Origin of the sequence: Phenylobacterium sp., from assembly GCF_022402485.1 — a bacterium.
Lineage (GTDB): Bacteria > Pseudomonadota > Alphaproteobacteria > Caulobacterales > Caulobacteraceae > Phenylobacterium.
Map to the genome: position 1 here is coordinate 83,756 of NZ_JAKRSA010000024.1, position 17,001 is coordinate 100,756.

The window sequence follows — 17,001 nt, forward strand, 5'->3', positions numbered from 1 at the left end:
GACCTATCGCCCGCGGGGCCTTAGTTCAATGCCCGCCGTTACCCCCCTGTGGCGGCGAAATCGAGGCCAAGATGATCCTGGAGCGTCTCTTTCGTCCCAAGCCCGCGAAAATCGCCGGGCAGAAACTCTATGCCGGGGTGGTTTCCCAAGCCCGCCGGCCCGACTTCTACAGCCAGTATGGCTGCCCTGACACGGTGGAGGGGCGCTTCGAGCTCTATTCCCTGCACGTGGTTCTGCTGCTTGACCGATTGAAGCAACAGGGCGCGGGGGCCGGCACCACAGCCCAGGCGCTGTTTGACGCCTATGTCTCTGCCCTCGACGACGCACTCCGCGAGATGGGGGTCGGCGACCTGTCGGTCGGCAAGAAGATGCGAAAACTCGGTGAGGCTTTCTATGGTCGGGTCAAGTCCTACGAAACCGCCCTGGAGAGCTTGCCTGATGAGTCGCCCCTGACGGGCCTGATTGTCAGGACCGTCTATGCCGAGGCCGAGGGGGCTCAGGCCGACCCCTTGGTGGCCTATGTCCTGCGCCAGCGTCAATTCCTGGCTGATCAGCCGCTGGATTCGATTCTGGCTGGAGATGTTGACTGGTTGGCCCCATGAGTGAGCTCCCAATCTGGTCGCACAGGTTCCGCCTGGCCGATCTGGCGCGCGGCCCGGTGGTGCTGAACCTGGAAGCCGACGAGGCGACCCGGCGCGCCTTAGCCAAGCATCTGGGCGTGAGGGTTCTCAAGTCCCTGAACGCAGAGGTTCGCCTGCGAACCTGGCTGGACGGTGTGGAGATCGGTGGTCGGTTCAAGGCCCTGGTGGAACAGGAATCCGGCCTCTCTCTGGACCTGTTCGATCAGTGGGTCGAAGGCCCCTTGGAGGTTCGCCTGGTCCCCGCCGGCAGCCCGAACGCGCCTGATCCTGAAATTGAGATCGACCTGGACCCTGAAGCGCCTGATCCGCCGGAAATTCTTGAAGGCGACGTCGTCGATGTGGCGGCCTATGTGGTGGAACATCTGGCTGTGGAGATTGATCCCTTCCCCAGGCGGCCGGGGGAAACCTTCACGTATGCGCCGCCACAGGATGACGACTCGCCCTTCGCCGTGCTTAAGCGGTTGAAAGACGATAATGGGTGATCATCCGCGGGAGATCGTCATGACGATCTTCGCCGGGAGGCGAGATAGGGCTGTAACCACGCTGTGAGCCAAACCTTCACCATCTCCATTGACGCCATGGGGGGCGACCATGGCCCCGGGGTCACCATCCCGGCCCTGGCCCAGGCGGTTCGCCGGCTGGGGGGCGGGGTCCGCTTTCTGGCCCATGGGGATGGTGCCCGGATCGAGGCTGAACTTGCCCGGTGGCCGGAGCTGGCGGGCAAGGTTGAGGTGCGACATACCGACAAGACCGTCGCCAGCGATGAGAAGCCTGCGACCGCTCTGCGTCGTGGCAAGGGCTCGAGCATGTGGAACGCGGTCGAGGCGGTGAAGCAAGGGGAGGCGGGCGGCGCCGTCTCGGCCGGAAACACCGGCGCGCTGATGGCTATTTCCAAGTTGATCCTGCGGATGATCTCCGATCTTGACCGACCTTGCCTGACGGCCAGCTGGCCCACCGTAAAGGGGTTCACCACGGTTCTGGATGTGGGTGCCAATGTGGATTGCGATGCGGCACGACTGGTGGAGTTTGCTGTCCTTGGTGAAGCCTTTCACCGGGCCGCCCATGGGGTGCAGCGCCCAACCATCGGCCTGCTGAACGTGGGCTCGGAGGACATCAAGGGGCACGAGGAGGTCCGCGAGGCGCACCGGATTTTGCGGGAGGGCGGCACGGGCCTGAACTATTACGGCTTTGTGGAGGGCGACGACCTGACCCGCGGGGTCGTGGACGTGGTCGTCACGGATGGCTTTACCGGCAATGTGGCGCTGAAGACCGCCGAGGGGGTGGCCAAGTTCATTTCCGGGGAATTGCGCACCGCCCTAACCTCGACCCTGCTGTCCAAGCTGGGGGCTGTGCTGGCTCGCAAGGCTTTGCTGGCGTTCCGGGAGCGTCTGAATCCGCCCGCCGCGGCGCCTCTGCTCGGTCTCAATGGCGTGGTGGTGAAAAGCCACGGGGGCGCAGAGATCCGTGAGTTTGCGGACGCCATCCAGGTGGCTGTGGATCTGGCGCGGAGCGACTTCGCCGCTGAGATCACGCGTAGCCTGTCTGAGTTGGGCTTGGCAGCCCGTCCATTGACCGCCGTGGCGGGCCAGGGAGGCGAGTAGTTTGAGTTCTGTGCGTCGAAGCGCCGTCACCGGCGTGGGGGGCTATCTCCCGGAGGACATCGTCACCAATGACGACCTCGCCAAGTTTGTCGACACCAGTGATGAATGGATCCGGGAGCGAACCGGTATCCAGATGCGCCGAAGGGCGGGTGCAGATCAGGCGGTCTCCGACCTTGCTGTGATTGCCGCCCAGCGGGCCCTGGCGGCGGCCGGGCGTACGGCTGCCGAGGTGGACCTGATCATTGTTGCCACCACAACCCCGGACCTGACCTTCCCGGCGACAGCCGCCATCGTGCAGCGCAAGCTGGGCTGTCCTGTGGGGATCGCCTTTGACATCCAGGCGGTGTGCTCGGGCTTCGTCTATGCGCTCTCGGTGGCCGATGGCTTTGTGGCCGCCGGGCGCAGCCGCTGCGCCCTGGTCATCGGGGCGGAGATGATGACCCGCCTCATGGACTGGACAGACCGGGGGACCTGCGTCCTGTTCGGGGACGGGGCCGGCGCTGTCGTGCTGGAGCCAGCTATGGGTCAGGGGACGACAAAAGACCGTGGCCTGCTGGGTTTTGCCTTACGGGCTGATGGGACCAAGCAGGACCTGCTCTATGTGGATGGCGGCCCCTCGACCAATGGCGAGGTGGGCAAGCTGCGGATGCAGGGCAACCAGGTCTTCCGCCATGCGGTGGTGAACATCTCTGAGGCGGTGGTCGCGGCCGCCGCTGACGCGAATGTCGAGGTGGCCGAGGTGGACTGGTTTATCCCGCACCAGGCCAACCTGCGTATTCTGGAGGGGGTCGCCAAACGGCTGGGGATCGCCGAGTCCAAGGTGATCACCACGGTGGCCGAGCATGCCAACACCTCGGCAGCGTCAATTCCGCTGGCCATGTGGGTGGCCGTCGAGGATGGGCGGATCAAGCCGGGTGACCTGCTTCTGCTCGAAGCCATGGGCGGCGGTCTGACCTGGGGCGCCTGTGTGCTGCGCTTCTAATCGCCAGCGCAGAAGCCGTCTGGAACCCTTTGACCTTGTGCGACAATCACGGCATGAGGAATGGACACGGTTGTGTGTGGTGGGGGGCGTATGAAGGGCTCGACATTAACGCGGGCTGATCTTTGCGAGGCGGTCCACGATGAGGTTGGACTGTCGCGTCAGGACAGCGCCACCCTGGTGGAACGCACCCTTGAGCTGATGATCCAGGCTCTGGAGGCCGGGGAACAGGTCAAGCTGTCTGGCTTCGGGGTGTTCCAGGTCCGCGCCAAGCGCGCTCGCATGGGCCGCAACCCCAAGACTGGCGAGCCAGCCGCCATTGAGCCTCGCCGGGTCATCGGTTTCCGCGCGTCCCAGGTCATGAAGGCGAGGGTCGACAAGGCGCTCGCAGGGGACGACTAGGCCATGGCCAAGGGCCCCGAAGCCTTCCGGACAATTTCGGAAGCCGCTGAGGAGCTGGACGTGCCTCAGCATGTTCTCCGGTTTTGGGAGACCAAGTTCTCCTTTATCCGCCCTATGAAGCGCGCCGGAGGGCGGCGGTTCTATCGACCTCAGGACATTGCCGTCCTGCAGAGTGTGCGGCGCCTGCTACACGACGAGGGCTACACCATCAAGGGCGTCCAGAAGCTGCACAAGGAGCAGGGGGTCCGGCGGCTTATGGACGACTCGCCTCGGGAGGCCGACGCGCAGACGGCCTTCCTGCAGCCCCTGGATACCGCTGAGCGAGAGAGGCTCTGGGCTATTCTGGACGAGCTTCAAGCCGCCAAAGATCTGCTCGATGAAGGTCTTGGGGACACCGGCCCGCGGGGCTGACTTTGCGGGTTGCCCGGCGCGGGGCGCCCGCCTATAAGACGCGACCTCGCCGCTGGCGACGGAGCGTAGCGCAGCCTGGTAGCGCACTTGACTGGGGGTCAAGGGGTCGTGGGTTCGAATCCCGCCGCTCCGACCATCGTCCCTAGGGGCGGGGTCGAACTCGGGGCCGCCGGCAGGCAGCCCCCGTTCTGATGGGGTCAGTGGCCCCGGTTCATCCAGCTGATCAGCGGCAGGATGGGAATACCCCACGCCAGCCCCGCCACGGCAAAATAGGCAGTTTGGACCCAGAGGCTGTCTGGAAGGCGCTCTCCGATGGCGATGGCGACTACGGCATAAAGCGCCACGAAGGCGACGATCCCGAACAGGCCAATCAATTTACGCAAACGGGCACTCATCAGATCCTCGTGAGGGTCTCGCGCCGGCTTGGCGCAACCCCATATAGGGTGCGCCCCTGTCCAATGTCACTTGCGGCGGATGAGGCCCAGGATCGCCAGCAGCAGGATGGCCCCGACTGTGGAAACGATGAGACTCCCGACAAAGCCGTTGAAGGGGAAGTCGATGGCATTGGCGATAAAACCGCCAATGAGCGCGCCAATGAGGCCCACCACGAGGTTTGTGAACAGCCCGTGGTCTCGCTTCATGATTTTTTCGGCGATCCAGCCTGCTACGATCCCGATCAGGATCGCGCCCAGGAGTCCCACACCATTCATGCTCTGCTCTTTCCTAAGTCGGGTCTCTTCGACCGCACACGGTGATCGGGGGCGAGCTTGGGGGGTTCCAATGGCCCTGGCAAGCAACACCGGCCATGGACGCCAACCCCCATGTGCTTTAGCCCATGGCCGCAATTAAACCCCAATGGAGCGCGATCCCGCCGAAATGACCTCGTTCCTGCGTTCGGACCGGTCGACACCGGTCGCAATCTGGCTCGCCATCGTCGCAGCTTTGGTGCTGCTCATGGTGGTCGTTGGTGGGGCGACCCGTCTCACGGACTCTGGCCTGTCGATCACTGAATGGCGACCGGTGACGGGCACCTTGCCGCCGCTATCAGACGCCCAGTGGAATGCAGAGTTCGACAAATACCGCCAGATTCCCCAGTACCAGCTGGTGAACCGCGGCATGTCCATGGACGAGTTCAAGGTGATCTACTGGTGGGAGTGGGGTCACCGTTTCCTCGGTCGCCTGGTGGGGCTCGCCTATGCCCTGCCACTGGCCTATTTCCTGATTCGCAAGCAGATCCCCAAGCGCCTCATCCTGCGATGTGCGGGCCTGTTCGCCCTGGGCGGCCTGCAGGGTGCCATTGGCTGGTGGATGGTCTCCAGCGGGCTTTCAGACCGCGTGTCGGTGGCGCCTGAGCGGCTGATGGTTCACCTGGGGTTGGCCTTTATCCTGTTTTCAGCCCTGATCTGGACGGCGCTCGACGCCTGGCGCGGGGAGGCTCGCCAGTCCTTGCCCAGCCCGTGGAGCGCCCTGGCGCTGGGGCTGATGGGGCTGATTTTCCTGCAGATCTTGCTGGGCGCCTTGGTGGCCGGCAATGACGCGGGTCGGGTCTATAACGATTGGCCGTTGATGAATGGCACCCTGTTCCCACGCGATTATGCCGGCGATGGCCTGTGGGGAACTCTGGCTCACAGCCAAGGGGCGGTGCAGCTGCACCATCGTCTCGTGGGCTATCTGCTCACCGGCGTGGTGATCTGGATGGCGATCAGTGCCCGGCGGACCAACTATGTGCCGCCAACGGCCAAGCGGCTGATGATGGCCACGACCCACGCCACTTTGCTGCAGGTGGTGCTTGGGATCGCCACCCTGATGCTGGCGGCGCCGTTCTGGCTCAGCCTGATCCATCAGCTGCTGGCCGCCCTGGTCCTTGGCCTGGCGACCGCCTTCGCATGGCGGGTTCGCCGGGTCTGAGGAAGAGCGGGCGGCTTAGTGCGTCAGGCCTTGAAGCTGTTCCAGGGGCCAGTGATGGCCACAGTCAGGCCCGGCCAATAGATGTTGACGAAGCAGGTTGACCCGTCCGGCGAGAAGCAGGCACCTGCCAGCTCGGCGTTCCCCTCGAACATGTTCCGAGCGATCGTATAGACCTTCCCATCCGGGGTGATCCCCTTGAGGTGATTGCGCAGGGTCTCTGAGTAGCGGTCTTCGCAGGCGAACATGTGTCCCCAGGGGGAGATGGCAAGATTGTCGGCGAAGTCCATCACCCGGTTGTCCGACGGCTCAACGAACAGCTCCAGCAGCCCGGGCGCATCGGCCTCGCCCACCTCTCCCTCATGCAGACTGGGAATATACCGCAGCACCTGACCATGGCCGGCCGGGCCGCTAGAGGTGCAGGTGAAATAGACCCCCTGCGGGCTCCAGAAGACGCCTTCCCCCCGACCGATGAACGCAGCCCCCGCCTTCTGCATGCGGAACCGCAGGTCCTCGTGGGGATTGTCTGCACCCTCCACATCGATCCAGACGCAGGCTTTGCGATCGCCAATCCTCCAGCTCGGCTCAGAGCCTTTCATATTGCGGGCATCGCCGCCTTCCGGGGCATCCTTGAAGCCCAGGGCCTGTAGCCGTCCGCCCTTGGCGGGGTTGCGCCGGTCATTGGGCAGGAAGCGGTAGAACAACCCCTTGGAGTCAAGGGAGTCCTCGGTCTGGTAGATGATCCCATTTGAGGGATCGACGGCTGCAGCCTCATGCTGGAAACGGCCCATGGCCCGCAGGGGCTGAGGATCGACGAGTCCCTTGGCGCGGGCCGGCACTTCGAAGACCCAGCCGTGATCCTTGCCGAGCCCAGCCTTTGGCGACAGGGTGGTCTCCTCGCAGCTCAGCCAGGAGCCCCAGGGCGTGACGCCGCCGGCGCAGTTGACCAGGGTGCCGGTCAGGCTGAGGTGCTGGCGTTCCACCTGTTGGCGCTTCATGTCGTAGATCAGGGTGGTCACGCCACCGCCCAGGGGATAGCCGTCGGCACCGAGGTCATAGGCCTGTTCCGGCTTCAGTCGACTTGCTAGCTGGCGGCCATGACCAAGGGGGCCGTAGTTCAGGTCCCGGGGGCTGAGCTCATGGTTTCGCAACAGGGCGATCTTGGAGCCGCCCAGGGGAACGACCCCCATGCCATCGGCCTTGTATGGGACAAAGAAGCCGTCATCCATGGTCTGACCCGCATGGGAGATGACCCGGTAGGAGAAACCCTCGGGCAGGTCGAGGATCTTGTAGGGATCAGGTTTCAGGGGGCCATAGCCATAAACCTCATTGAGGTAGGTCTCGGGCTTTGATTGGGCCTGGGCCCTGAGGGCATAGCCGGAAAAGGCCGCGCCGGCCGCGGCGGCACCCAGCAGGGCGCGACGATCAAGGGACATGGAACACCACGGGTCAGGACTGGATTCTGGGGCAGTTTACCCCAAACCTGCGGCGAGGCGATGACGCGGGTCAAATCTCGGTTGGATCGCATCGATATGACAGTTATCGTGTCAATACCTGCGGGCGGGGGTTCCGCCTGAGCGATCTGTGGAGGCCTGCCCTTGACCCTGACCTATGACCTCTATTGGTCCTTCCGCTCGCCCTATTCCTACATGATCACCTCGCGGCTGATGGCACTGGAGGCGGCCTATGATGTGACGGGGGTCATCCGTCCGGTCTATCCGCTGGCTGTGCGTACGCCGGAGTTCTTCGAGTCCCGCGATCCGCTCTGGTTCAGCTATTTCCTGACCGACATCCACCGGGAGGCGGCCTTCCTCGGTCTGCCCTTCGGCTGGCCGCGCCCTGATCCGGTCTATATGGACTTCGCCACCAGGACCTACCCGAAGGAACAGCCCCACATCCATCGGCTGACCCAGATGGGGGTTGCTGCCGCTGAGCGAGGCAAGGGCCTGGCCTATCTGACCGAAGTCAGCCGTGTGATCTGGAGCGGTGAGGTGGAGAACTGGCATCTCGGCGACCATCTGGCCCAGGCGGCCGAACGGGCTGGCCTTGATCCGGTCGAGCTTGCCGCAGCTGTAGATGCTGAGGCGGCCAGGCTAGACGCCGTGGTGGAAGCCAATCAGCTGGCCCAGCGGCAGGCCGGGCACTATGGCGTTCCGATGATCGCTTTCAACGGCGAGCCCTTCTTCGGACAGGACCGGTTTGATCAATTCAAATGGCGGCTTGAGCAGCAGGGTTTGAAGCCGCGGGTCAATTAAAGGGCATAAGCGGGTAGGCGGGGGGGCTGGACCTGATACAGTCATCCTGGGAGGCGCACCTATTGGACCTCTCGGCCCTCCGGGGTCTCACATTTCGACAGATGGTTCATGAGCGATTCCAAACCGCCCTCCGGCGCGCCGGAGCAATCAGCCGTATCGGCCCGGATTCGGGCGCGGCTGAAGTCTTCCAACAAACGCTTTTTCGCCAACGACAACATCTCCGCCTTTCTGGAACCCGGTGATCTCGACGGCCTGCTGGATGAGGTCGAGCTCAAGTTTCGCTCGGTGCTCGATAGCCTGGTGATCGACACCGACAGCGATCACAACACCCAGGACACGGCCCGGCGCGTGGCCAAGATGTATCTCACCGAGGTATTCCGGGGTCGGTATTCCGAAGCGCCGCCGGTGACGGAGTTTCCCAACGCCTCGGCCCTGAACGAGCTGATGATCGTCGGCCCGATCACGGTGCGCAGCGCCTGCAGTCACCACTTCTGTCCGATCATGGGGCGGCTCTGGGTGGGCTTGATGCCCAATGAGCATTCCAATCTGATTGGCCTGTCCAAATACTCCCGTCTGGCGGAGTGGGTCATGTCGCGGCCCCAGATCCAGGAGGAAGCCATCACCCAGATGGCTGAGCTGCTGATGGAGAAGGTTCGTCCCGATGGACTGGCCGTGGTGATGGAGGCCGATCACTTCTGTATGCACTGGCGGGGAGTGAAGGATACCGAGACCAAAATGATCAACAGCGTGATGCGCGGATCATTCCTGAAAGACCACAACTTGCGCAGCGAGTTCCTCTCGCTGATCAAGTCCAGCAAGTAGGTAAGGCGTTATGCTCGTCCGTTGTCTTTACGCCAGCCGTCCCTCGTCAGCCCTTGAGGGCCCAGAGCTCGACCGCATTCTCCATCAGTCCCGCAAGAACAACCCTGCCCTGGGGATCACCGGCCTGCTCTGTGTCTCTGACAACCTGTTCGTTCAGGTCATCGAAGGTGGGCGTGACGAGGTCTGTGAGCTTTACAACGCCATCGTCCGGGACGATCGCCATCAGAACGTGCGGATGCTCTCCTACGAGGAAATCACTCAGCGCCAGTTCGGAAACTGGACCATGGGGCAGGTGAGCATCAAGAAGCTCAATCCCTCCCTGGTGCTGAAGTACTTCCGCCGGCTGGAGTTTGATCCCTTCGAATGCTCCGGCGCAGCCACCCTGTCCCTGTTGAATGATCTCGTGGCCACGGCCGCCATCGTCAACCGCGGGGAATAGCCAGGCTTGCGGTAATATAATACCGAGCGCCAATGGGCCGTGATTCATAAGGGTTTTGCGGCACTCTGAGTTGACAACCTGACGGATGGCACGTACATGCCGCGCCTCACGTCGCCGGCGCTATGCCGCCGTCGCAACTAACGGATCGTCCCCATGATGAAGACCACGGCTTCTTTGAAGCCTGCCGAGGTCGAGAAGAAGTGGATCGTGATCGATGCTGAGAACGCCGTGGTCGGCCGCCTCGCCTCGTTCATCGCCATGCGTCTTCGCGGCAAGCACCGGCCCGACTACACCCCCCACGTGGATTGCGGCGACTATGTCGTCGTGGTCAACGCCGACAAGGTGAAGTTCACCGGTAAGAAGCTGACCGACAAGATCTACTACTGGCACACCGGCCATCCGGGCGGCATCAAGGAACGCACTGCGGGGAAGATCCTCGGCGGCAAGTTCCCCGAGCGCATTCTGGAGAAGGCCGTGGAGCGGATGCTCCCCAAGGAAAGCCCTCTGGCTCGCAAGCAGATGACTCACCTGCGCATCTATACCAGCGCTGAGCACCCGCATGCTGCCCAGAACCCCGAGACCATCGCGTTCGCCGATATGAACGCCAAGAACGTGCGGAGCGCCTGAGGCCCATGTCCGAGACCCAAGGTTTCGAGGCCCTGCAAAGCCTCTCGTCCAACCCCGAGTCGGCCCCCCGTGAGCCGGTCATCGACCAGTACGGCCGCTCCTACGCCACCGGCAAGCGCAAGAACGCCGTGGCCCGGGTGTGGATCAAGCCCGGCAAGGGCAAGATCACCATCAACGGCCGCGACCAGGAGATCTATTTTGCGCGCCCTGTGCTGCGCATGATGATCGCCCAGCCGCTGCAGATCGCTGACCGTCAAGGCCAGTTCGATGTCATCGTCACCGTCAAGGGTTCGGGCCTGTCGGGCCAGGCCGGTGCGGTCCGTCATGGCATCGCCAAGGCGTTGACCTATTACGAGCCGGGCCTGCGTCCGGTCCTGAAGCCGCACGGCTTCCTGACCCGCGACTCCCGCGTCGTCGAGCGGAAGAAGTACGGCAAGGCCAAGGCCCGCCGCAGCTTCCAGTTCTCGAAGCGCTAGTCGCGCGCGAACACCGCGTATGCGAATTGGGGCGCTTCGGGACACCGGAGCGCCCTTTTTCTTGGTCCTCGTTCAAACCAATCCTGTCTCAATGGGGAGACCGCCATGGCCCATAAGATTTTCATCGACGGCGAAGCCGGCACCACTGGCCTGCAGATCCGCCAACGCCTGGCTGACCGGCGAGACCTGGAGCTCGTGTCGATTGATCCGGCGCGGCGAAAGGACGCTGCGGCCCGGGCCGAGCTGCTCAACAGCGTCGATGTGGCCATTCTCTGCCTGCCGGACGAGGGGGCCCGTGAGGCCGTGGCGATGATCGTCAACCCAGAGGTCCGGGTTATCGACCCCTCCACCGCCCACCGGACCTCAGAGGGCTGGGCCTTCGGCTTTCCTGAGCTGAGCCCCGGTCACCGAGAAACGATTGCGGCGTCCAAGCGCGTCACCAACCCCGGATGCTGGTCCACGGGCTTCATCGCCTTGGCCGCCCCCCTGGTCCGCGCCGGTCTTATTCCCGCCGAGACTCCTTTGAGCGCCCATGGGGTTTCTGGCTATTCCGGTGGAGGCAAGGGCCTGATCGCCGAGTTTGAGGATCAGCCGGCGCCGGCAAATTCGGCCGACGCCTTCCGACCCTACGGCCTGACTCTGGCCCATAAGCACCTGCCGGAGATGGTTGCCCGAACAGGTCTGGCCCATCCGCCGATCTTCTCCCCGGCCGTGGGGCGGTATGCCCAGGGGATGATTGTTGAGATCCCGCTGGCGCTATGGGCCTTGCCGGGGCAGCCGAAGGTCAGCGACCTGAGCGCGGCCTTGTCTGAGGCCTATGCCGGCGAAGCCTTCGTGACCGTCGCCACCGACCTGGAGATCGCAAGTCTTAGTCAGGCGCGGGCCGGAGCCGGCGGCTATGTCCAGGCTCTTGATCCCGAGGCGCTGAACGGTACCAACTCTCTGAAGCTCTATGTGTTCGGTGACGAGCCTAAGGGGCAGGCCAGGCTGGTGGCTGTGCTAGACAATCTCGGCAAGGGCGCGTCAGGCGCGGCGGTACAGAACCTCAACCTGATGCTTGGCCTTGAGGAGAGCGCGGGCCTCACCCGCGCCTAGGGTAGGGGTCTTGGCTGGCGTTCCTGGGCTCAGGTAATTTCTCAGCTGATGTATCCAAAGGCGGACGCGACCCGTATCTGAACCATGAACCTGCTGAACGCCATTCATCGTCGGGCCCTCCTGCTGGGGGCCACCGCGCTCGCCGCCTGTTCGGGCGCGCCACAGGCCAGGCCCCAGGATCCCTATGCCGAGTCTCCCTGGCGGCGGCTCACCGACGCCCAGTGGAAGGCGAGGCTGTCGCCGGCCGCCTATCAGGTGCTCCGCAAGGAGGGCACCGAGCGGCCTTGGAGCAGCCCCCTGGACAAGGAGACCCGCCGGGGAACCTATGTGTGCGCAGGCTGCGACCTGCCCCTGTTCCGCTCAGACTGGAAGTATGACAGCCGCACCGGTTGGCCGAGCTTCTATCGCCCGATTGAGGGTGCCCTGGGCGAAAAGATCGATTTCAAGATCGGATTTCCCCGCACTGAATATCATTGCCTCCGCTGCCTGGGCCATCAGGGGCATGTGTTCAAGGACGGACCTCGTCCTACCGGCCTGCGGTACTGCAACAACGGCGTGGCGCTGAAGTTCATCCCAGCCTGATCGAGCCTGCGCGGAAAGGCCGCTGGGCTGGGCTCAGCTGGTGCCCTAAAAGCTCCTGTAACAAGGGATGACACCTTAGGGAGAACCGATGCGCCACCTTCATGCTTGCCGCCTGGCTGCGGTGACGTCGATCGCCGCCCTTCTGGCCCTTACGAGCGGCCCAGCCCTAGCGGAAGTCGCTCTGTCGCCGGCCCCGGAGGCCGGATTCTCGGTTGCCGGCGTCGATGCCCTAAGGGCCGACATGCAACACCTCGTCGACCAGAAGAAGCTGGCCGGGGCGGTCACCTTGCTGGCGCGCAAGGGCAAGGTGGTCCATTTCGAAGCCTATGGCGTCCAGGATGTGGCGACGGGACAGCCGACCGGGCGCGACACCATCTATCGCATTGCCTCAATGACCAAGCCCGTGACCGGCGTGGCCATGATGATGCTCTGGGAGGAGGGGCGCTGGAGCCTTGATGATCCGGTAGCCAAGCACATCCCGGAGTTCGCCGATCTGAGGGTCGCCACGCCGGCTGGCGAAACCGTGCCGCAGTCTCACCCCATGACCATGCGCGAGCTCATGAGCCATACGGCGGGGTTCGATGTGAGTGCAGGCTACGAGGCCGCTGGCCTCCAGGATGGTGATCTCCAGGCCATGATCGATAAACTCGCCGCGATGCCCCTGGCCGTTCAGCCTGGCAGCGATTGGCGCTATGGCCCGAGCGTCAACATTCAGGGTTATCTGGTGGAGAAGTTGTCAGGCCTGACCCTGGACCAGTTTTTCAGGACTCGGCTGTTTGAGCCCCTGAAGATGATCGACACTGGGTTCCATGTGGATGCGGAAAAGCTCGGCCGGGTATCGGCGATCCACACCTATGGGTCTGATGGCTTGATTGCGCCGGCCGGACAGGTGCGCTCCGTCCCGGCGGCGCCCCCCGTCTTTCTGTCAGGCAGCGGGGGGCTGTTCTCCACTGCCGAGGACTATTGGCGTTTCGCCCAGATGCTGGCCAATGGCGGTGAGCTGGACGGCGTGCGAGTTCTGAAGCCCGAGACCGTTGAGCTCATGCGCACCAACGTCCTGGCGGAGGGGGTCACTGTGGATCTCTATGGGCCCAGCCAGACGGGCGTCGGGTTTGGTCTGGATTTCGCGGTGATCACCGATCCCGCGGCGGCGGGCACACCCCAGGGTCTCAATTCCTTCTATTGGGGCGGGGCGTTCGGGACCTGGTTCTGGATCGATCCCACCCACGACCTGGTGTTTGTCGGCATGATTCAGAATCTCCGCGGCAGCATTCCGGGGGCGGGCACCCCGCCTTTGCGGGATATCTCGCCACGGCGGGTCTATGAGGCCCTCACCCTGCCATAGGGGCGCTCAAGGCGGTCTGTCCTAGTTGGACTGATTGGCGGGGTCGGCGAAAAACAGGATGGAAAGCGCCGCCAAGGTGGCGATGTCGCGGTCCGGCGAGCCGGGATGCGGAAGATAAATGGCCGGTGCCATGATCCTGTTGAAATCGATCCCGCCGATCTCCTGTCCATCCTTGAGGAAAACATAGCCCGCGATGCGCCCGGTCGGCAGGGCGAGGCCGCCGATTCGTTGGGTCTGAACACGGATGGTCTGACCGCCATAGGTCATTTCCCCGGCCCGTTGGGGCTGTGACATCCGCGCCAGCAGGCCTGCCTTCTGAAGGGCCAGGTCGAACACCATCCCCTCAACAACCTGTCCCTCCCGGCTAAACGTGCAGGAATAGCTCAGATCTTCCCGCTCAAAAGCAATCCACCCGAGTTGGGTTCGACGCTGGCCCCCGGCACAATCGGCCTCGACTTCAGGTATCGAGGGGCTTGTGACCGTGTAACGGGTTCGCGCACTGTCTCGGGAGATCGCATTGCCCAGGGCGCGGAAACTGGTGCTTCGGGTGGCGGTTTCACCCTTGTATTCGGCCAAATCGAAGCCGTAGCCCATTAGGCCTGGCACCCGCCGAGGCTTGAGCTCGAGTTGCTGAGTGGACTGGGTCATGGGCGTCTGCGCCCAGGCTTGAGTTGTCAGCAACAGGCCCGCGAACAGGCCAATGAACGGTCTCTGTAGCATTGCCGCTGTTCCTTGGTTCCTGGCCGGTGACGTCATCTGACGAGGCCCGAGCGCTATGGGCCTCAGGACTTGACCTTCACATAGCTTCCCGGCGCGTCCTCGATCGGCTTCAGGGGCCCCTTGGCCGGGTCGCGGGCGGGAACCAGCGGTCCGGAGTGACCCTTGAGCCAGGTCGCCCAGTGGGGCCACCAAGAGCCGGGGGTTTCTACCGCGCCGGCCTGCCATTCCGGCAGCGTGGCGGGCAGCTGGTCAAAGGTCCAGTGCTGGTACTTCTGGGCGGCTGGTGGATTGACCACGCCTGCAATATGCCCGGAACCCGACAGGGTGAAGGTGACGGGCCCACCGAACAGGCGTGCCCCGCGATAGACCGACACGGCCGGAGCGATGTGGTCTTCCCGTGAAGACTGTACATAGATCGGGGTCTGCACGGTCCCGAGGTCGAGCTGGACGCCGTCCAACATCAGTTCGCCCTTGGCCAAGGCGTTCTGGCCATAGAACTGGCGCAGATAGAACATGTGCAGCGCCTTGGGCATGCGGGTCTGGTCGGAATTCCAGAACAGCAGATCGAAGGGGCGCGGCTCCTTGCCCATCAGATAGTTGTTCACGAAGAACGACCAGATCAGGTCGTTGGAGCGCAGGATGTTGAAGGTGTCGGCCATGGCTTGTCCCGACAGGACCCCGCCCTCGGCGTCCATCTTCTGTTCCAGGTCCTTCAACCAGGACTCGTCTGTAAACAGGAGGAGGTCGCCGGCTTCGGAAAAGTCCTGTTGGGCCGCGAAGAACGTGGCCGAGGCGATCCGGCGGTCACCCTTTGCGGCCATATGCGCCAGGGCGGACGACAGGAGGGTGCCGCCGATGCAGTAGCCGACGGCATTGACCCGATCCACGCTCGCCTGGGTCATGGCGGCGTCAGTGGCCTCATAGATCCCCTGTCGCAGGTAGTCTTCAAAGGTCTTCCCGGCCAGGCTCTGATCTGGGTTGACCCATGAGGCGACGAAGACGGTGATCCCTTGGGCGGAAAGCCATCGGATCATCGAATTGTCCGGCCGCAGGTCGAGAATGTAGAACTTGTTGATCCAGGGTGGGAAAATCACCAGCGGGATCTGGTGGGTTTGTTCGGTCGTGGGATCAAACTGCAGCAGCTGCAGAAGTTCATTCTGGAACACCACCTTGCCCGGGGCGGTGGCGACGTTCTCGCCGATCTTGAACTGCTCGTAGTCGGTCTGGCTGATGGAAAGCTGTCCGCCACCCCTCGCAAGGTCTGCCGCGAAGTTCTCCATACCGCGCACAAGGCTCTCGCCGCCGGTGGCCATGATCTCTCGCAGCGCAGTGGGATTGCTTGCGAGGAAGTTTGTCGGGGCAAAGGCGTCGGTGAGCAGCTTCATGAAGAACTCGACCCGGCGACGGGCCATGGGATCGACGCCCTCTACCCCGCTCACCAGGGTGTTCAACCAGTCGGCCGTGACCAGATAGGACTGCTTCATCACGTCGAAGACGGGGTTTTCGGTCCAGTCGGGATCCAGGAACCGCTTGTCCCCCTTGGTGGGCGCGGCGATAGGAGCGGGGACTTCGCCAGCCATCCGCCGGGCGGTGGACTGCCAGAGGTCCATATACCGTGACAGCAGATCAGCCTGTGCCCGGACCAGCCTGTCGGGCTGACTGGCCAGCTTGCCCATGACCTCGGTCATGGCAGGGGCAATGTGGAAGGGATCGGTGGACAGGGCTGCGGGCCGGTCGGCGTTGCGAAGCGCGGCTTCTGCGATCGCGCTCTGGGCGGTCATGGCGGCCCGGGCGAGGTTGGTTGAGAGGGTTTCCAGCAGAAGCTGCTGATCAACGGTGAGTTCGGGCGGGGCGGCAGCGGTGGGCGAGGGTGCCTGCCGAGGGGGTGGGGTCGGCTCTGGCGCGGGGGGCACCGGCGACGCGGAGACTTTTGGGGCCTTGGCTGGCTTGGGCTTTGTCTTCGGCGGCGGGCTATCAGGCTTTGCCGCCTTCTGGGCCTTGGGCTTTGTCTCTATGGTCGCCGTGCTCTTTTCCTTGGGGACGGCTGGGGAGGTCTTGGGTGCCTTGCGGGTCTTCGGACTCTTTTCGCTCATGACAGACCGTCCTCCAGGTCGTTGGGCCCATTGCAGCCCTTCCGCTGGACCGCATCATGTCATAAGACCGAGGCGGAAATGAATGTATCAGCCGGACTTTTTCAAAACTCCAGAAGCGTCCACGTTCGGCGCGGTGCGGCCGTGTGCCTTGGGGCGATGATGGTGGTCGGCTGTGCTGGTGGTAGCCCGTTTGCCGAGGCACCTGTCGATCCTCAGTCTCCAGCGGGTGCGGCCATTCTAGAAGCTGCTAAGGCCGACCGGTCCTACCCCCGCTTCAGCGACATTCCGCCTGCGCCAACGGACATGCGTCCGGCCCGTGCCTGGGCGGTAGCGGTCAAGGATGTCGAGGCCGCCCGGTCCAGCCTCTATGCTGAGACTGCGCCGGAGACCTGGACGCTCAGCGATACCGAGGCCTTCGCGGCCCAAGCCCTGTCCCAAGTTGAACCCCCGCCGATCGCTGGCGCACCGGCCAATACCGAAGGTTTTGCACGGGACGCCCGGGAGCGAGCTACACCGCCTCCGTCGTCCCGTTGACGGGACCTGCGGAGGCGAAAAGTTCCTCAAACCTGCTTGGCGGACCCCCATCCGGGGTCTATCCATGCGCGACT

21 protein-coding genes and 1 tRNA gene are annotated in these 17,001 nt (G+C 63.7%); 17 read left to right on the forward strand and 5 right to left on the reverse strand.

From position 1 onward, the window contains the following. The first annotated feature begins 71 nt into the window (after window positions 1-71). From MH112_RS09430 to MH112_RS09460, 7 genes are all read left to right on the forward strand, one after another. Entirely contained in the window at window positions 72-602 is a 531-nt protein-coding gene (locus MH112_RS09430) for a ubiquinol-cytochrome C chaperone family protein (RefSeq protein ID WP_296566983.1), read from the forward strand. After that, a complete protein-coding gene (locus tag MH112_RS09435) occupies window positions 599-1,123 on the forward strand; it encodes a DUF177 domain-containing protein (protein ID WP_296566986.1) in 525 nt (174 codons plus the stop codon). The genes MH112_RS09430 and MH112_RS09435 overlap by 4 nt, the downstream gene beginning before the upstream one ends. Window positions 1,124-1,186: 63 nt before the next feature. Then, entirely contained in the window at window positions 1,187-2,242 is a 1,056-nt protein-coding gene (gene plsX / locus MH112_RS09440) for a phosphate acyltransferase PlsX (RefSeq protein ID WP_296566988.1), read from the forward strand. Between the two features lies 1 nt (window position 2,243). Next, complete coding sequence (locus MH112_RS09445; protein WP_296566991.1) at window positions 2,244-3,224, forward strand: beta-ketoacyl-ACP synthase III; 981 nt, start codon at window positions 2,244-2,246, stop codon at window positions 3,222-3,224. A gap of 90 nt (window positions 3,225-3,314) precedes the next feature. After that, window positions 3,315-3,623: an integration host factor subunit alpha gene (locus MH112_RS09450; RefSeq protein ID WP_296566993.1), complete on the forward strand. Its 309-nt coding sequence runs from the start codon at window positions 3,315-3,317 to the stop codon at window positions 3,621-3,623. A 3-nt stretch (window positions 3,624-3,626) separates the two neighbouring features. Further along, a complete protein-coding gene (locus tag MH112_RS09455) occupies window positions 3,627-4,034 on the forward strand; it encodes a MerR family transcriptional regulator (protein ID WP_296566995.1) in 408 nt (135 codons plus the stop codon). A gap of 59 nt (window positions 4,035-4,093) precedes the next feature. Next, a tRNA-Pro gene (locus MH112_RS09460) sits at window positions 4,094-4,170 on the forward strand. 61 nt (window positions 4,171-4,231) lie between these two features. Here the strand turns inward: MH112_RS09460 and MH112_RS09465 are convergent. Both MH112_RS09465 and MH112_RS09470 read right to left on the reverse strand, forming a co-directional pair. After that, on the reverse strand, window positions 4,232-4,429 hold the full coding sequence (locus MH112_RS09465; protein WP_296566997.1) for a DUF2842 domain-containing protein: 198 nt from the start codon (window positions 4,427-4,429) through the stop codon (window positions 4,232-4,234). Window positions 4,430-4,495: 66 nt separating this feature from the next. Then, window positions 4,496-4,744 (reverse strand): GlsB/YeaQ/YmgE family stress response membrane protein, encoded by a 249-nt coding sequence (locus MH112_RS09470; protein WP_296566999.1) that lies wholly within the window; start codon window positions 4,742-4,744, stop codon window positions 4,496-4,498. Between the two features lie 166 nt (window positions 4,745-4,910). On the opposite strand from MH112_RS09470, the gene MH112_RS09475 reads away from it, so the two are divergent. Next, window positions 4,911-5,942, forward strand: a complete 1,032-nt coding sequence (locus MH112_RS09475; RefSeq protein ID WP_296567001.1) for a COX15/CtaA family protein — start codon at window positions 4,911-4,913, stop codon at window positions 5,940-5,942. Window positions 5,943-5,965: 23 nt separating this feature from the next. Here MH112_RS09475 and MH112_RS09480 read toward each other — a convergent pair whose 3' ends face one another. Continuing rightward, entirely contained in the window at window positions 5,966-7,375 is a 1,410-nt protein-coding gene (locus MH112_RS09480) for an alkaline phosphatase PhoX (RefSeq protein WP_296567002.1), read from the reverse strand. 162 nt (window positions 7,376-7,537) lie between these two features. On the opposite strand from MH112_RS09480, the gene MH112_RS09485 reads away from it, so the two are divergent. The 8 genes from MH112_RS09485 to MH112_RS09520 all read left to right on the forward strand — a co-directional run bounded on the left by MH112_RS09485 (window position 7,538) and on the right by MH112_RS09520 (window position 13,580). Beyond that, on the forward strand, window positions 7,538-8,194 hold the full coding sequence (locus MH112_RS09485) for a DsbA family protein (RefSeq protein WP_296567004.1): 657 nt from the start codon (window positions 7,538-7,540) through the stop codon (window positions 8,192-8,194). Between the two features lie 108 nt (window positions 8,195-8,302). Next, window positions 8,303-9,016 (forward strand): GTP cyclohydrolase I, encoded by a 714-nt coding sequence (gene folE / locus MH112_RS09490; RefSeq protein ID WP_296567005.1) that lies wholly within the window; start codon window positions 8,303-8,305, stop codon window positions 9,014-9,016. A gap of 10 nt (window positions 9,017-9,026) precedes the next feature. Beyond that, the gene (locus MH112_RS09495) at window positions 9,027-9,455 is read left to right on the forward strand and encodes a BLUF domain-containing protein (protein WP_296567007.1); all 429 of its coding nucleotides are present in this window, start codon (window positions 9,027-9,029) and stop codon (window positions 9,453-9,455) included. Between the two features lie 153 nt (window positions 9,456-9,608). Then, entirely contained in the window at window positions 9,609-10,082 is a 474-nt protein-coding gene (rplM, locus tag MH112_RS09500; protein WP_296567009.1) for a 50S ribosomal protein L13, read from the forward strand. 5 nt (window positions 10,083-10,087) lie between these two features. Then, window positions 10,088-10,558, forward strand: coding sequence for a 30S ribosomal protein S9 (rpsI, locus tag MH112_RS09505; RefSeq protein ID WP_296567010.1), 471 nt, complete (start codon window positions 10,088-10,090; stop codon window positions 10,556-10,558). Between the two features lie 105 nt (window positions 10,559-10,663). Next, complete coding sequence (gene argC / locus MH112_RS09510; protein WP_296567012.1) at window positions 10,664-11,653, forward strand: N-acetyl-gamma-glutamyl-phosphate reductase; 990 nt, start codon at window positions 10,664-10,666, stop codon at window positions 11,651-11,653. 84 nt (window positions 11,654-11,737) lie between these two features. After that, window positions 11,738-12,235, forward strand: coding sequence for a peptide-methionine (R)-S-oxide reductase MsrB (msrB, locus tag MH112_RS09515; protein WP_296567015.1), 498 nt, complete (start codon window positions 11,738-11,740; stop codon window positions 12,233-12,235). 88 nt (window positions 12,236-12,323) lie between these two features. Further along, the gene (locus MH112_RS09520; RefSeq protein WP_296567016.1) at window positions 12,324-13,580 is read left to right on the forward strand and encodes a serine hydrolase domain-containing protein; all 1,257 of its coding nucleotides are present in this window, start codon (window positions 12,324-12,326) and stop codon (window positions 13,578-13,580) included. A gap of 21 nt (window positions 13,581-13,601) precedes the next feature. Here MH112_RS09520 and MH112_RS09525 read toward each other — a convergent pair whose 3' ends face one another. Both MH112_RS09525 and phaC read right to left on the reverse strand, forming a co-directional pair. Then, entirely contained in the window at window positions 13,602-14,300 is a 699-nt protein-coding gene (locus MH112_RS09525) for a hypothetical protein (protein WP_296567018.1), read from the reverse strand. Between the two features lie 62 nt (window positions 14,301-14,362). Beyond that, window positions 14,363-16,393, reverse strand: coding sequence for a class I poly(R)-hydroxyalkanoic acid synthase (gene phaC, locus MH112_RS09530; RefSeq protein WP_296567019.1), 2,031 nt, complete (start codon window positions 16,391-16,393; stop codon window positions 14,363-14,365). 156 nt (window positions 16,394-16,549) lie between these two features. Here phaC and MH112_RS09535 point away from each other — a divergent pair, with 156 nt between their 5' ends. Further along, window positions 16,550-16,927, forward strand: coding sequence for a hypothetical protein (locus MH112_RS09535; protein ID WP_296567021.1), 378 nt, complete (start codon window positions 16,550-16,552; stop codon window positions 16,925-16,927). The last annotated feature ends 74 nt before the right edge of the window (window positions 16,928-17,001 follow it).

What these genes read in the sequence shown, in the direction of transcription:
- MH112_RS09450 (WP_296566993.1), top strand. Translation starts at nt 3,315, where the DNA reads ATGAAGGGCTCGACATTAACGCGGGCTGATCTTTGCGAGGCGGTCCAC.
- MH112_RS09465 (WP_296566997.1), bottom strand. Translation starts at nt 4,429, where the DNA reads ATGAGTGCCCGTTTGCGTAAATTGATTGGCCTGTTCGGGATCGTCGCC.
- MH112_RS09435 (WP_296566986.1), top strand. Translation starts at nt 599, where the DNA reads ATGAGTGAGCTCCCAATCTGGTCGCACAGGTTCCGCCTGGCCGATCTG.
- MH112_RS09535 (WP_296567021.1), top strand. Translation starts at nt 16,550, where the DNA reads ATGATGGTGGTCGGCTGTGCTGGTGGTAGCCCGTTTGCCGAGGCACCT.
- MH112_RS09470 (WP_296566999.1), bottom strand. Translation starts at nt 4,744, where the DNA reads ATGAATGGTGTGGGACTCCTGGGCGCGATCCTGATCGGGATCGTAGCA.
- MH112_RS09525 (WP_296567018.1), bottom strand. Translation starts at nt 14,300, where the DNA reads ATGCTACAGAGACCGTTCATTGGCCTGTTCGCGGGCCTGTTGCTGACA.
- argC (WP_296567012.1), top strand. Translation starts at nt 10,664, where the DNA reads ATGGCCCATAAGATTTTCATCGACGGCGAAGCCGGCACCACTGGCCTG.
- folE (WP_296567005.1), top strand. Translation starts at nt 8,303, where the DNA reads ATGAGCGATTCCAAACCGCCCTCCGGCGCGCCGGAGCAATCAGCCGTA.
- phaC (WP_296567019.1), bottom strand. Translation starts at nt 16,393, where the DNA reads ATGAGCGAAAAGAGTCCGAAGACCCGCAAGGCACCCAAGACCTCCCCA.
- MH112_RS09475 (WP_296567001.1), top strand. Translation starts at nt 4,911, where the DNA reads ATGACCTCGTTCCTGCGTTCGGACCGGTCGACACCGGTCGCAATCTGG.
- rpsI (WP_296567010.1), top strand. Translation starts at nt 10,088, where the DNA reads ATGTCCGAGACCCAAGGTTTCGAGGCCCTGCAAAGCCTCTCGTCCAAC.
- MH112_RS09430 (WP_296566983.1), top strand. Translation starts at nt 72, where the DNA reads ATGATCCTGGAGCGTCTCTTTCGTCCCAAGCCCGCGAAAATCGCCGGG.
- MH112_RS09455 (WP_296566995.1), top strand. Translation starts at nt 3,627, where the DNA reads ATGGCCAAGGGCCCCGAAGCCTTCCGGACAATTTCGGAAGCCGCTGAG.
- MH112_RS09520 (WP_296567016.1), top strand. Translation starts at nt 12,324, where the DNA reads ATGCGCCACCTTCATGCTTGCCGCCTGGCTGCGGTGACGTCGATCGCC.
- MH112_RS09495 (WP_296567007.1), top strand. Translation starts at nt 9,027, where the DNA reads ATGCTCGTCCGTTGTCTTTACGCCAGCCGTCCCTCGTCAGCCCTTGAG.
- rplM (WP_296567009.1), top strand. Translation starts at nt 9,609, where the DNA reads ATGATGAAGACCACGGCTTCTTTGAAGCCTGCCGAGGTCGAGAAGAAG.
- msrB (WP_296567015.1), top strand. Translation starts at nt 11,738, where the DNA reads ATGAACCTGCTGAACGCCATTCATCGTCGGGCCCTCCTGCTGGGGGCC.
- MH112_RS09480 (WP_296567002.1), bottom strand. Translation starts at nt 7,375, where the DNA reads ATGTCCCTTGATCGTCGCGCCCTGCTGGGTGCCGCCGCGGCCGGCGCG.